A 13,252-nucleotide genomic window follows, 5' to 3' on the forward strand; every position below is an offset into this window, starting at 1 on the left:
AGAGGGGTATAAGAGACAGGCTGGAGGTCATGCAGCGGCAGATCCTCGCCCGGCGGCGCACCGGCGAGGATCTGCCGCTGCATGACCTCCAGCCGTGCCAGGTCGGCGGGCGTGTAGCGGCGGTGGCCGCCCGGGCTGCGTCCGCTCGGTCCGATCCCGTACCGGCGGTCCCAGGTGCGCAGGGTGGACGGTGCCACGCCGAGGCGCTGTGCCACCGCGCCCACGCCCAGCCCGGCCTCCCGGTCCACCGGCCCGCCCATGCGTCCGCTCCCTTGGTTCCGCCCCGGATCGCACAGCGTGCGATCTGCCTGGTCTTCGCCGGAACTCTATGCGCCGGTTTCACCTCGGCGCCTGGGACGTGTGCAGGTGCCGCCGCCACGGGAAGGGGCAGGCCATGAAACCGGCGAAGAAGCTGAAGCGGCGGCCGACGGCCGGAGGGTGGCGGACGTACGCGGCAACAACCACGGCTGTGACGGCGACGGCGGCCATCGGCTCCAAGGCGGTCAACGCCAACAGCGTCTGGTACCGCTCGCTGTCCAAGCCGCCGTGGCAGCCGCCGTCCTGGACGTTCGGGCTGGTGTGGACGCCTCTGTACGCCTCGATCGCATGGGCGGGCGGACATGCTCTGCTGCGGGCGCGGGAACGCCACCGCCGCGCGCTGGCCACCAGTCTGGGGCTCAACCTGCTGCTGAACGCCGCGTGGAACCAGCTGTTCTTCGGCCGGCGCAGCACCAAGGCCGGGCTGGCGGGGACGGTACTGCTCGACATCAGCAACGCCGACCTGATCCGCCGCACGGCCGGCATCGACGCCGCGGCGGCCGGTGCGCTGGTCCCGTACGCGGCATGGTGCGCGTTCGCCACAGCGCTGAACGCCGACATCGCGCGTCGCAACCGTCAGGCCACGGCGGCCAAGCAGCCGGGCTGAGAGTATGGGCACACGGTCTCATACTGGGGAGCCGCCGGCGAAGCCCTTGACAGTCGGTTCGGCATCGCCCAACGCCACTGATTCACTCGTCAAGCACCGTATGGATGCATGAGACGGCAACCGGCCGCAGATGCTGCTCCGAAGTATCGTTGATGAGCACCTCGATCATGCTGTTCACCCGCGATCTGCGGGTGCACGACAATCCCGCTCTGGCCGCCGCGTGCGAGGCCGAACACGTCGTTCCGGCGTTCGTCTTCGATGACGCGATCCTGGCCGGATCGTTCGCCGCGCCCAACCGCGTCCGGTTCCTGCGGGAAAGCCTTGCCGACCTCCGGACATCCCTTCGCATGCTGGGTGGCGACCTGGTGGTGCGGCGGGGTGATCCAGCCGCGGAGGTCGCCCGCCTGGCCACGGACACCGGCGCCGACTCGCTCTTCCTCGCCGGCGAACGCTCGGCCTACGGGACACGGCGTCTCGGCCGCCTCTGCGACCTGGACTTGAAGGTCTCAGCGCTCCCCGGCATCACGGTCGTCCCGCCCGGAGACCTGACCCCGGCGACCGGCGACCACTACCGGGTGTTCACCCCGTACTGGCGGGCCTGGGACTCGGCCCATTGGCGTCCGATCGCGGAAACGCCCACGCGGATGCGCCTGCCCGCCGGCGTCGACTCGGGAGAACTACCGACGCACCTGGCATCAGGGGCACCGTCCCCCGGCCTCGCACCCGGCGGCGAAACGGCAGGACGCGCCCGCCTCGCGGCATGGCGGGACGAGGACGCCGCCGCCTACGAACGCGTCCGCGACGATCTCGCCGCCGACCGCACGTCCCGGCTCAGCCCCTACCTCAAGTTCGGCTGCGTCTCACCGCTGGAGGTGGCGGAGGCGGGCCCGGACGGATTCCGGCGCCAGCTCGCGTGGCGCGACTTCCACCATCAGGTCGCCGCCGCCTTCCCCGCACTGCCCAGGAGCGACTACCGGCCGCGCGGACGAAGCTGGAACCGGGACCAGGAAGCCCTCGCTGCTTGGCGGGACGGCATGACCGGCGTCCCGATCGTCGACGCCGGGATGCGGCAACTGAGAGCCGAGGGCTACATGCACAACCGCGCCCGCCTGATCACCGCCTCATTCCTGACCCGTGGCCTGGGCATCGACTGGCGGGACGGCCTGCGCCACTTCAACGACTGGCTCACCGACGGCGACATCGCCGACAACGCGGGAAACTGGCAGTGGGTGGCCGGCACAGGCAACAGCACCCGGCCCGGCCAGACCATGAACGTGCTGCGCCAGGCGTCCCGCTTCGACCCCCGCGGCGACTACGTCCGCAGATACGTCCCCGAACTCGCCGCCATCGAAGGCGCCAGCGTCCATCGCCCCTGGACACGGCCCGACGCTCGCATCGACTACCCACCGCCCATCGTCGATGCCGATCGTCCGGCGAACCTCACTTGAGCGGGTCGTGGCCCCAGTTCATCAGCGAGTAACGCCACCTGGTGTCGGTGACGTCGCCGGACGGACGCTGGGCGAGGTGGCGATGGACATACCCGCTCACCTTGCGCATGTGCGCGTAGTCCTGCTCGGTCAGGTCCGACCTGTTCGTGCGCAGCAGATCGACGATCCGGCGGCCGGACGCGTGGCCCGTCGACTCGCCGCCGCCGTCCTTCTGGCCGACCGACCGCGACTCCTCGGTCTCCAGCCACCGCTCCAGTTCCTTGGCCGTCATGTTCACGGCCTCACCGAACCCGGCCGCCGCCTCCCCCTCGGCGCTCACTTCGAACCCTTCCGCTTGCGCAGCGCCGAACCCTTGTGGACGGCCTTCTTCCCGCTCTTCTCACTGCGCACGAGGTACTGCGGCTCCTCGGGCGAGGCCGCGACGGTGCGGCCGGCCTCCTTACGGCGGTCGGTGATCTTCTCCTCCACGCGGCCCTCGGCCGTGGAGCCGTGGCTGCGCCACGTGACCTCGTCGCCCACGGCCGGTTCCTTCTTGCCCTTATCGCTCATATGGGTCGCGGTACCCGCCGCCGGGCGCGGGTAGTCACCACGAAACAGCTGGTCAACGAGGGATTGAGATGCCTTCAGATTCCACTGCCGAACGCTTTGAGTTCGCCTTCGACCGCCGGTTGGCCCGTCCGCTGGCACTGCTCGGGATCCGGCCGGACACCTGCCGCCTCCTGCTCACCGCGTCCTGGCTGGAGGTCCGCTTCGGCCCCTGGACGGTGCGGACGCCCCTCGACAACGTGGCCGGCGCCGAACTCACCGGACCGTTCAAGGTCTGGAAGGTCATCGGCGCGCGCATGTCGATGGCCGACCGCGGGCTCACGTTCGGCACCAACACCGAACAGGGCGTCTGCATCCGCTTCCACCAGCCGGTTCGCGGCATCGAGCCGTCCGGCGTGCTCCGCCACCCGGGACTGACCCTCACCATCGCCGACCCGCCCACGGTGGCCCACCGGCTACGGGAGATCTCAGCGGCTTCGCGATAGCCGTTTCCGGCGGACGGTGCGAACGCCATCGGCCAGAACGGCTTCAGCGGCTCGGCGCCCGGAGACCAGGGCACCCTGGATGGACCCGGTATCCCGGTGGTCGCCGCAGACGTACCGTCCGCCGCCCATCCGTACCGGGCGGCGCAGCGGCAGGGGCGGCGGCATCGCCGGAAGAGCCGCCTTGACCCGGTACGACGTGATGGGCCGCCACGTCGAGGTGTCGCCGTAGATCTCGGTCAGCCGCTCCCGCACCGCCGGCTCGTCGGCGTCCGCACCGAGCACGGACGTCGAAATGAGCGCGCGGCCGTCCAGTGAGTACTCGGGAGCCGCGTCGGTGAGGACGAGCGTGTCGGTGATGATCCCTTCGGCGTCGACGATCTGTACGGCCTCCTGCAGCGGAGACGCCGGGGCCGCGTGGTAGAAGGTCGTGACCGAGCGCATCACCGGAGCCTCGATTTCGGGCACGAGCGTCGCCGCGCGGTCGGGGTCGGTCGCGACGACCACGGCTGCCGCCTCGATCGTCTCGCCGTCGTCCGTCATCACCCCTTCGCCGGTGACCTGCCGCACGGCGGTTCGCAATGCCACCGTCCCGGCGGGTAGCCGGGCCGCCAACTGGCCCGGGATCTGGCCCATGCCGAGCGCGGGGACGCACAGGGTGCCGCGCGCGAAGGACCGCCAGATCAGATGGAAGAAGCGGCTGGAGGTCTCCAGTTCCCGTTCCAGCAGCACCCCGGCCAGGAACGGCCGCAGCATCTTCTCCACCATCTCGTCCGAGACGCCCCAGTAGTGCAGTTCCTCGGCCGTGTCGCGCTCCGCACCGTCCCGAATCCAGGACCCCGGGACCAGCACATCGCGGGCCGTCATCTCGGCCAGTGCCGCCTTGTCCCGAACAGAACCGACATCCGCGAAGGCACCGCTCAACGCATGCCGCGGGTGCCGCCAGGGCAGCATCACGCGCTCACACCGTCCCTCCCGGAAGATCAGCAGCCCGGACGCGAACGCACGCAGATCCAGGGCCTTCAGATCCAGGACGCGCCGCACCTCCGGGTAGGCGGTGTTGAAGACCTGGAAACCCCGGTCGAGACGGAAGCCGTCGACGACATCGGTGCGCACTCGGCCGCCGACGCCGTCCGAGGCCTCCAGCACCCGGACGGGGACACCGGCCTCGTGCAGCCGCACGGCGCAGGCCAGCCCGGCCAGCCCCGCCCCCACGACGATCACAGCATCGGACATCTGCCCACCCCCGCCTTGCGTTCCGGCCGATTCCGACCGTCACCATGCCCACCTGGCGGACGGTCACTCGGCCGCCGACCGCGCTCCGGCACCGGGACCGTGCGGGGCGGGCAAAGTTCACTTAACGCGGGCTTGTGCAGGTCAGAGGGGGGTACGGGCGCACCGACGAAGGGGGAGAAATGATCGGCACACTGCACAGGTGGGGCGTGAAGTCCAACCTCATGTACACGGCGGGCATCGCCTCGGTCGGGCTGGCGTTCGCGTCCTGGGCGGCGTCCAACCGGCTGGAGGCCGCGGGCCTGGAGCGCGCCGACCGGTGGGGCATCTTCATCGGCGAATGGGCCCCGACCTTCTTCGGCATGGGGATCGCCCTGCGCACGGAGGAGATGCGGGACGAGGTCGTGATGGAGGCATCAGGGCAACGCGGCTCGATTGACGAGAAGGTCACCACGTCGCCCTCCGCCGCGATGCGGTAGTCACGGCGGGTCCCGGCGGGTTCGGCCACGCCTGCGAGCACGGTGCAACCGTTCGGCCACCCGGTTCCGAAGAAGGTGCAGAACCTTTCGGACGACGTTGGAGGAACAGTGCACTCCCGACATCGTGTGCACGGGCGGCGTTGATGGGGGCGGGCGGTCCGGTCGTTGTGATCGGGGCGGGTCTGTCCGGATTGTCGGCGGCGATCCGTCGCCGCGCTGCCGTCGCCGACGCCGACCGCACCTCGTTCACCTCCGGGCGAGGAATGGTTTTTCCTGGTCAGAAAGGGTAGGCCACGGCGCGTCAACCCGCCGGGAGTCGAGTGGGGCAACGGGCGATCATCGGGGGACGCGATGCGAACACGTGCGCGGCGCCGCGTGCGTGCGGTGCGGTGGCCCGTGGGCATGGGCCTGGCGGCGTGGCGGTGGCTGCGGCGTTCCCGCGGGGTACCGCGGCGCAGGCTGCACACGGAGGTGGAGTCGGAGATCGACCGGCTGCCGCAGCGTGGCGGGGACCGGGTGCAGGGGCCGCGGCAGGGCGTCGGGCCGCTCTACCAGCGGCGTTACACGGTCCGGATCGCCGGCAGTCCGCTGACCGCCGCAGAACTGATCGACCGCGTGGCCGCCGACCTCAACGCCGCTTCACCGGTAGAGGTCGCGGTTTTCGACAAGACCTCGGGGGCGTCCCGGCCCTTGGCGATAGGAGACGAGTACGTCGTCCACATGCCGGGGCCCTGGAACTGTCCGGTCCGAGTCGTGGAACGCGCACCGGCGTCATTCCGTTTAGTGACGCTGAGCGGCCACCTGGAGGCCGGGGAGATCGAGTTCCGCGTGGACGAAGCCCGGGAAGACGGCCTTGTATTCATCATCGAGTCCTGGGCGCGAAGCGGCGACCGGCTGGCAGAGATTCTCTACGAAGGCGTGGGCATCGCGAAGGAAATGCAGCTGCACATGTGGACGCATTTCTGCACCCGGGTCGCCGAGTTGTCCGGCGGCACCATGATCGGCGACGTGGAAGTACAGACCGAACGGGTGGACGTTGCCGACGCCGGCCAGGGGCAGCAGCTGGTCGAACATGCGGTCACCGCGGCGTTCGCGCGAACCTTCGCCCTGGCGGCGCGACTGCGCGACCGGCCCCTGCATCCCAAGGGACTCGTGTTCGACGCCGCACTCGTCCTGCACGGGACGTCCCAGCACTGGGGCGTCCCATTCCTGGACGAACGCACGGAACTGCGAGGTGAGGTGCGGCTCTCCCGCGCGATCGGATTGCCGCCGCCACTGCCGGACCTGCTGGGCTTGGCACTGCGCTGGCGGCAACCATCGACCGGCGACGCCGGGGCCGAAGCCACCGCCGAACTGCTGCTGGCCACGACCGGGCACACAACGCTGGGCCGCCACCTGCTACGTCCCGCGACCCACTGGAGTCCGACCTTCTACGGTTCTCTGCTCGCATACCAGGCCGGCGACCGCCGCATCCTGCTGGGCGCGGTCGCACGGCGGCACCAGACCGTCCCGGCCGATCTCGCAGCGCTCGCACGCTCCGTGGACGAGCAGCCGCTACTCCTCGACCTCGTGGTGGCGACCGGATTCGGCCCATGGGAGCGATTCGGTGAACTGCGGATCCTGGGGCCCGCACGTGGCGATGACCACGAATCGATGCGCTTCAACCCCGCCAGGAATCCCATCCGGGGCCTGCCTCCCGCAGGGCTCTTCCAGCAGGTACGCGGCCCCACCTACGACGCCGTCCAGCACACCGCTCGCCGCACCGGGGATCCACGGCCCGCGCAACGTCGCCAACCGGAAAGGACAGCCCCATGAAAGGGAGCGCCCGCGTCCAGCGGCGGATGCTGCGCCGACACGCCGACCTGAGCAAGCTTCCCCTCAACTTCGATCCGCGCCGGCACGACATGAGCAGGCCGGAGGACGGCTGGCACGTCGATGACTACCGGCAGCCGCTGCCGGCCGAGCCGCCCGGCCCGCCGACCCCCGGCGGAAGCTGGGAGACCGCCAGCCGCCTGGTACGCGACTACGCATACGCCGATCCGGCCATCATCCGGGAAGTCCACCGGTCGGGGCCTCCCGAACCGGGCCAGGACATGCTCCTGCAAGGCCGCTTCTACGGGCTGCGCTTTTACCTCGGGCTGCGCATCGGCAACGTCGTCGACGGATACATCGAGCGAAACGGCCGCCAGGCGCGAGTGTACGGCTGGAACTACCGGACCCTGAAAGGACACCTCGAACGCGGCCAGATGGACCAGGAAGTCCGCAAATGGCTCGACACCGGCGAGGTGGAATTCCATATCCACGTCTTCTCGCAACGAGGGACCATCGCCAACCCCATCATCCGCCTCGGCTTCATCCTCTTCGGCCGCGTCACCCAGGTCAGGTTCTACGGACGAGCATGCCGGCGCATGAAGAAACTGACAAAGGCCGCACTCGCCACCCCAACGGCAGACCCCGAACGAGAAACCTGACCTGTGCCAATTTGGTGCGCAGGTCCGTGGTCGGCGTGGATGCTCCGGAACACACGGTGAAGGTCGTCGGGGAGCGGTTCGGCGGCGGTGACAATGTGGCCCGGCCCGGTATCGATCCGGCGGTAGCGAGCCGCGCCGTGACGAGTGCAGGACCTGCACCACCGGGGCCCAGGGCCTTCTCTAAACGGCGCAGGGAGTGCGGACGGCGTCGGCGATGTTGTAGGCGTCGCGGGCGTCGGCGACGGGCGGCGCGCCGATCGATGCGGGCTGGTCGACCACACCAGCACCCGGCCGTGCGGGCCGAGCCACGTGAACAGAGCGCGCAGCCGCTGCTCGTCGTTGGGCAGCGGCCTGTCGTGCAGCTCGGCGCCCACTCGGCGGGCCCATCGCCAAGGCCGAACGATTCACTGAACGACTCTGAGGAGCCTGTTCAGGCGACTTATCCGGCCTGTGTGGTGCCGTCCGGCCGCTCGGGGAGGAGCCGGCACAGCAGGTGCGCGGCGGTGACGACACCGACCATCGGGCCGCCGGTGCGGTGGGCTTCACCGCCGCCACCATGGGGCTGCGCGCTCCCGCCATGACGCTGGCGATCTCCCTGACGGTGGCGTCGGCGTCGACCACGGGCAGCGGCTTGTGCTCTTCGTTGAGGAGATCGGCGACGTGTTCCGTCGAGCCCGGCGCAGAGCTTGTCGGCGTGGCGCTCGTCGTAGACGCGGTGAGGGCGGGATCGTTTCGGACATGCTGGGGAATGATGGACCGAAGCAGCCGTGACCCCGGGATCGCCGCTACCGGACGCCGCTCGGCATCAACGATGAGAAAGCCTGGCAGCCGGTGTTCGGGCCAGCAGCCGGGCCGCGTCCAGCGCGCTGCTGGCCGGGGGTACTCGACGGCGAGTTCGCGTGCACGCGCACCAGGAAGGTAACCGATGCCGGTCAGGCCATGAGACAGGCCCGCGCGAACCCCGTACGTGGAAAGCGTCTCCAGTTCCCGTTAGGGTCGGGGCTTGGTGAGCCGGGAAGTCTGGTCGGCAGTGCTGCCGCCGACCCTGGAAGACCCGCCTGATGACTCTCCTGCTGGCCTTCGCCGCCTTGCTGCTGCTCGCGGTGCTGGTGTCGAATCTGGCGCACCGGACCGTCCTGTCGACGGCGGCGCTGTTCCTGGTCGGCGGGTTCCTCCTCGGCGACGGCGTCAGCGACCTGGTCTCGCTGCAACCCGGCGACGAGCTCGTGTCCCGGCTGGCGGAGCTGGCCTTGTTCGCCGTCCTGTTCACCGACGGCATGCACGCCGGCTGGCAGGACCTGCGCAGCGCCTGGCGGCTTCCCGGACGCGCCCTGGGCTGGGGCCTGCCCCTGACCCTGGGCATAACGGCACTGTTCGCGCATTACCTCGTCGGGCTCGGCTGGGTGGAGGCACTGCTGATCGCGGCCGTCCTCACCCCGACCGACCCGGTGTTCGCCGCCGCGCTGGTCGGCAACGACAAGGTTCCGCCCCGGCTGCGGCATCTGCTCAACGTCGAATCCGGGGTCAACGACGGGCTCATCCTGCCGTTCGTCGTGGTGTTCCTGGCCATTGCCCAGGGCGAGGAGAGCCTGCACCTGGGCGAGCTGGCGGCCGAACTGGCCGGCGGGCTCGCCATCGGAGTGGCGATCCCGTGGGCCGCGATCATGCTGGTGCGGACCCGGCTGTTCGCGATCGCGCCCAAGTACGAGCCGCTGAACGCCGTCGCGATCGGGCTGCTGGTGCTGGCGACCGCGCAGGTCACGCACGGCAACCTGTTCCTGGCCGCATTCGCCGCCGGCGTCACCGTCGCCACCATCGGGCACCGGCACCGGGAGGCGTTCGAGGAGTTCGGGGAACTGGTCGCCGAACTGCTCAAGCTCGCCGCGCTGCTGGTGTTCGGCGCGCTGCTGTCCCCGGCGTTCCTCGGCGATGTCGGCTGGACGGGCTGGGGCTTCGCCGTCCTCGCGCTGATCGTCGCGCGGCCGGTCGCGATCTGGGTGTCGTTCCTCGGGTCCCGGCTGACCGCGCGCGAGCAGGCCGCGGTGATGTGGTTCGGCCCCAAGGGCTTCGCGTCGGTCGTGTACGGGCTGCTGGTCCTGGAGTCGGGGATCGCGGACGGGGAGCACATCTTCCACCTCGTCGGCGCGACGATCGCGCTGTCGATCCTGGCGCACTCGTCCACCGACATCGTCGTCGCCCGCGGCTTCGACGACGAACGCGAAGTCCCGGCCTGGCACGGCAGGGCCCGAGCACGCATCCGCAGATCCCGCCGCGGCACCCGAGCACAGGACGCGGCTGATCCATCGGCGGACTCCGACGACGCCGCCCGAGAACGTCCGGAATGACCAGAACCCACATTCGGCAGCCATAGCCGCCGTCATCATCTTCGTCGTCGCGTACGTCCTGATCGCCTCGGAGAGGACTCACCGCACCCCTGTGGCGCTCGGCGGCGCCGGGCTGATGCTGCTGCTCCACGTCACCGACGTCGAGAAGGCGTTCCCTTCCACCTAGTCGGGCATCGACTGGAACGTCATCTTCCTGCTGCTGGGCATGATGGTGATCGTTTCGGTGCTGTGGCAGACCAGCGTGTTCGAGTACGTGACGATCTGGGCGGCCAAACGCGCACGGCACGCCCCGGCGCCCTGCGTGCGCAAGTTCGCGACGAGTGGCGCGGGCTGGTGAGCTCAACGGAACATGGTCACGTCTTGACGGCCGTCGCCGACTCCTCGTCCTTGGGACGTTCCTGGAAGTAGGCGCGGGTTTCGCGCCATACCAGCGGGCTCAGGATGAGCAGGCCGATCAGGTTGGGCAGCGCCATCAGGCCGTTCATCACGTCCGAGAAGGTCCACACCGCGGTGAGGGTCGAGACCGAGCCGATATAGATGGCCACGATGAAGACGAGCCGGTAGGGCAGGACGGCCCGCCTGCCGAACAGGTACTCCATGCAGCGCTCGCCGTAGTAGGACCAGCCGAGCAGGGTGGAGAAGGCGAAGAAGAGCACGCCCACGGTGACGATGACGCTGCCCCAGTCACCGGGCAGGCCGTCGTCGAACGCGCGGGCGGTGAAGGTGGCCGCCTGCTCCTTGCCGCCGGTCTTCCAGGCGTCGGTCACCAGGATCGTCAGCGCGGTGAAGCTGACGACGACCAGGGTGTCGATGAAGGTCTGGGTCATCGACACCAGCGCCTGCCGGACCGGGTGCGTGGTCTTGGCCGCGGCGGCGGCGATGCCGCCGGTGCCCAGCCCGGACTCGTTGGAGAAGATGCCGCGCGCGACGCCGTAGCGGACGGCGGCGGCCACACCGGCACCGACGAAGCCGCCGGTGGCCGACGTCCCGGAGAACGCGTCGCTGAAGATGAGCCCGATCGCGGCCGGCAGCTCCTCGATCTCGTAGGCCAGGACGGCGGCCGCGCCCGCGATGTAGAACACGATCATCACCGGGACGAAGGCGCTGGTGATCCGGCCGATGCTCTTGATGCCGCCCAGGATGACCGCGGCGGCCAGCAGGGTCACGATCAGGCCGGTGGCCCACGGCGTCAGGCCCCACTCGGCCTCGACGTTCTCGGCGACGGTGTTGGCCTGCACCATGTTGCCGATGCCGAACGCCGCGATGCCGCCGGCGATCGCGAAAAACCCGCCCAGGAACCACCCGAGGCGGCCCTTGATGCCCTCCCGCAGGTAGTGCATCGGGCCGCCGCTCTGCTCGCCGGCGGCGTCCGTGCGCCGGAACCGCACGCCGAGGAACGCCTCGCTGTACTTGGTGGCCATCCCGACCAGGCCGGTGCACCACATCCAGAACACCGCGCCGGGCCCGCCGAGCGCGATGGCGGTCGCCACGCCCGCGATGTTGCCGACGCCCACGGTCGCGGCCAGTGCCGTCGTCAGCGCCTGGTAGTGCGCGATGTCGCCGTCGACGTCACCGTCTTCCTTGCGCTTGAAGAACGCCAGCCAGAAGGCCAGCCGGAAGTGCCGGAACTGCAGCCCGCGCAGCAGGATGGTGAGGTAGAGCCCGGTCAGCAGCAACAACGGGATCAGCAGCCACGGTCCCCAGACGAAACCGCTGACGTCGGACAGGAAGGTCTCAAGTGAGTTCATGGGACCACCGTGAGGCGAGGGGCGGAAGGGCAGGGAGCGGAGGGAACTTCCCTGGACGGTAACCCGGCATTGCGCGCTTGTGAAGATCCCTTACGTCAGGAAGTCGGTGATGGTGGCCGCGATCGCCGGGTAGTCGTCGCCGAGCCAGATCATGTGGCTGGGGGCGGTGCTGGTCACCAGGCGGGCGTGCGGGACGGTCTCGGCGAGCGATCGTGCGTGGGCGTAGGAGACCGATCCGTCGTCGCGGCTGCCGATCACCAGGGTCGGCCGACTCACCTGCGCGGCCATGGCGGCGAGCCGGCGGGTGGCGCCCGCATCGGACGTGGCGCGCACGTCGCTGCGGAAGCCGGCGCCGGAGCGCATCCGGCCGAACAGTTCCAGCAGCGCCTTGCGTTGCGCTTCGGTGAGGGAGGCGAGCAGGTCTGCGACCGGACGGGCGGTCAGGTCCGGTAGCAGCAGCCGTAGCGCCATTCCCGGGGCGCGGCGCGTCATCCCCCGTATCAGCGCCCAGGTCACCGCCTCGGTTCGCGGGTGGAAGACCACTGCGGCGCCCATCCGGGTGCGTCGATCGGGCCAGGGCAGCAATCCCACCGCGCTTTGCAGGATCAGCCTTTCGACCAGGTCGGGGTGGCGGGCCGCCAGCGCCACCGCGGTCGGTCCTCCCGCCGACTGGCCCACCACGGCGGCTAGGGGTCCGAGGCCGAGCTCGGCGCACAGCCCGGCGACCACGTCGGCGAAGCCGTCCGGTGCCGTGGCAGTGGCCGCCGGCGTCCGGCCGTAGCCGGGACGCGAGACCGCCAGGATCGTGTAGCCGGCGTCGGCGAACACCTCCTCGCCGAGCGGCAGCCCGGCCCGCATGTGCCCGCCGTGCAGCATGAGCACCACGCCGGGGCCGCGCCGCTCCAGCCGATACTCCACCGGACCGCCGGCCAGAGTGATCACCCGCGTCGCCCGTTCCACCGCCACCCCTCCTCGCCGAACAGCGGTTCGTTCCCGTCCAGGTCATGTTGGCAGTCTGGATCAACGTGCTTACAGTGGCGGTTGGAGTGCCGGGAAGCCTGGTCGGCCTCCGGGGTCGTCCGACCTTGGAGAAGTGTGCGGCGGAGGTTTCGGTGCTGGTGCGTGAGCTTGCCGGCGAGGTCGCGGTCGTCGGGCTGGACGATCCGGTCTTGGACGCGGTACGGGCGATGTGGCGGCGGAAGGTTCCCGGTCTGGTCGTGGTGGACGGCCGGGGCCGTCTGGTGGCGGTGCTCTCGGTGACCGAGGTGCTGCGGCTGGTGGTTTCGCCGTATGTGGGTGAGCGGCTGGCGCTGGCGCGCGTGATCGACGAGGAGCATGCCGACGAGTTCCTCTCCGAGTGCACCGGCCGGTCGATGCGTGACTGTCTGCCGCGCGGGCATCGCCGGTCGGCGGTGGTGATGCCGGACGCCACGGTGCTGGAGGCGGCGGCGTCGATGGCCGGCACAGGGTGCCCGATCGTGGCCGTCGTGGACGATGACGGCGGTGTGCTGGGGGCGGTGAGCTGGGGAGCGTTGCTCGACGGGCTGCTGGCCGCGTGACACCCGCCCGCCCCGC

15 protein-coding genes are annotated in these 13,252 nt (G+C 70.2%); 9 read left to right on the forward strand and 6 right to left on the reverse strand.

The window, feature by feature from the left end; all coding sequences use genetic code 11:
- Positions 1 to 260: MerR family transcriptional regulator (locus HUX53_RS27400; RefSeq protein ID WP_176406102.1), on the reverse strand; the 260-nt coding region annotated here is incomplete at its 3' end.
- A gap of 134 nt (positions 261 to 394) precedes the next feature.
- Between HUX53_RS27400 and HUX53_RS27405 the strand changes: the two genes are divergently transcribed.
- Both HUX53_RS27405 and HUX53_RS27410 read left to right on the forward strand, forming a co-directional pair.
- Complete coding sequence (locus HUX53_RS27405; RefSeq protein ID WP_176406103.1) at positions 395 to 925, forward strand: TspO/MBR family protein; 531 nt, start codon at positions 395 to 397, stop codon at positions 923 to 925.
- 152 nt (positions 926 to 1,077) lie between these two features.
- Positions 1,078 to 2,373, forward strand: coding sequence for a deoxyribodipyrimidine photo-lyase (locus HUX53_RS27410; RefSeq protein WP_176406104.1), 1,296 nt, complete (start codon positions 1,078 to 1,080; stop codon positions 2,371 to 2,373).
- Here the strand turns inward: HUX53_RS27410 and HUX53_RS27415 are convergent.
- Positions 2,366 to 2,692, reverse strand: a complete 327-nt coding sequence (locus HUX53_RS27415; RefSeq protein ID WP_176406105.1) for a DUF3140 domain-containing protein — start codon at positions 2,690 to 2,692, stop codon at positions 2,366 to 2,368. The two genes, HUX53_RS27410 and HUX53_RS27415, sit on opposite strands and share 8 nt — an antisense overlap.
- On the reverse strand, positions 2,689 to 2,922 hold the full coding sequence (locus tag HUX53_RS27420) for a DUF2945 domain-containing protein (protein ID WP_176406106.1): 234 nt from the start codon (positions 2,920 to 2,922) through the stop codon (positions 2,689 to 2,691). Before HUX53_RS27420 ends, HUX53_RS27415 begins: the two co-directional genes overlap by 4 nt.
- Before the next feature lie 68 nt (positions 2,923 to 2,990).
- Here HUX53_RS27420 and HUX53_RS27425 point away from each other — a divergent pair, with 68 nt between their 5' ends.
- Positions 2,991 to 3,404, forward strand: coding sequence for a hypothetical protein (locus HUX53_RS27425; protein ID WP_217919972.1), 414 nt, complete (start codon positions 2,991 to 2,993; stop codon positions 3,402 to 3,404).
- On the opposite strand, the gene HUX53_RS27430 is transcribed toward HUX53_RS27425, so the two are convergent.
- Positions 3,387 to 4,637, reverse strand: a complete 1,251-nt coding sequence (locus HUX53_RS27430) for an NAD(P)/FAD-dependent oxidoreductase (RefSeq protein WP_176406107.1) — start codon at positions 4,635 to 4,637, stop codon at positions 3,387 to 3,389. The genes HUX53_RS27425 and HUX53_RS27430 overlap by 18 nt on opposite strands.
- 179 nt (positions 4,638 to 4,816) lie before the next feature.
- Here HUX53_RS27430 and HUX53_RS27435 point away from each other — a divergent pair, with 179 nt between their 5' ends.
- The 5 genes from HUX53_RS27435 (at position 4,817) to HUX53_RS41615 (ending at position 10,266) form a co-directional block, all read left to right on the forward strand.
- Positions 4,817 to 5,113, forward strand: a complete 297-nt coding sequence (locus HUX53_RS27435) for a hypothetical protein (RefSeq protein ID WP_255205687.1) — start codon at positions 4,817 to 4,819, stop codon at positions 5,111 to 5,113.
- 516 nt (positions 5,114 to 5,629) lie between these two features.
- A complete protein-coding gene (locus tag HUX53_RS27440) occupies positions 5,630 to 6,928 on the forward strand; it encodes a DUF1990 family protein (RefSeq protein ID WP_176406108.1) in 1,299 nt (432 codons plus the stop codon).
- On the forward strand, positions 6,925 to 7,584 hold the full coding sequence (locus HUX53_RS27445; protein WP_176406109.1) for a DUF1990 family protein: 660 nt from the start codon (positions 6,925 to 6,927) through the stop codon (positions 7,582 to 7,584). Before HUX53_RS27440 ends, HUX53_RS27445 begins: the two co-directional genes overlap by 4 nt.
- 1,061 nt (positions 7,585 to 8,645) lie before the next feature.
- Positions 8,646 to 9,929 carry a sodium:proton antiporter gene (locus tag HUX53_RS27455; protein ID WP_176406110.1) on the forward strand — a complete coding sequence of 428 codons (1,284 nt, stop codon included), beginning with the start codon at positions 8,646 to 8,648 and terminating at the stop codon, positions 9,927 to 9,929.
- Between the two features lie 172 nt (positions 9,930 to 10,101).
- The gene (locus HUX53_RS41615; RefSeq protein WP_369009216.1) at positions 10,102 to 10,266 is read left to right on the forward strand and encodes an SLC13 family permease; all 165 of its coding nucleotides are present in this window, start codon (positions 10,102 to 10,104) and stop codon (positions 10,264 to 10,266) included.
- 16 nt (positions 10,267 to 10,282) lie between these two features.
- On the opposite strand, the gene HUX53_RS27460 is transcribed toward HUX53_RS41615, so the two are convergent.
- Together HUX53_RS27460 and HUX53_RS27465 are read right to left on the reverse strand one after the other, a co-directional pair.
- Complete coding sequence (locus HUX53_RS27460) at positions 10,283 to 11,677, reverse strand: sodium:alanine symporter family protein (RefSeq protein WP_176406111.1); 1,395 nt, start codon at positions 11,675 to 11,677, stop codon at positions 10,283 to 10,285.
- A 90-nt stretch (positions 11,678 to 11,767) separates the two neighbouring features.
- Positions 11,768 to 12,637, reverse strand: a complete 870-nt coding sequence (locus HUX53_RS27465) for an alpha/beta fold hydrolase (RefSeq protein WP_217919973.1) — start codon at positions 12,635 to 12,637, stop codon at positions 11,768 to 11,770.
- Positions 12,638 to 12,789: 152 nt separating this feature from the next.
- On the opposite strand from HUX53_RS27465, the gene HUX53_RS27470 reads away from it, so the two are divergent.
- Positions 12,790 to 13,236: a CBS domain-containing protein gene (locus HUX53_RS27470; protein ID WP_217919974.1), complete on the forward strand. Its 447-nt coding sequence runs from the start codon at positions 12,790 to 12,792 to the stop codon at positions 13,234 to 13,236.
- Positions 13,237 to 13,252: the final 16 nt, after the last annotated feature.

Origin of the sequence: Actinomadura sp. BRA 177 (assembly GCF_013372625.1) — a bacterium.
Classification (GTDB): Bacteria; Actinomycetota; Actinomycetes; order Streptosporangiales; family Streptosporangiaceae; genus Spirillospora.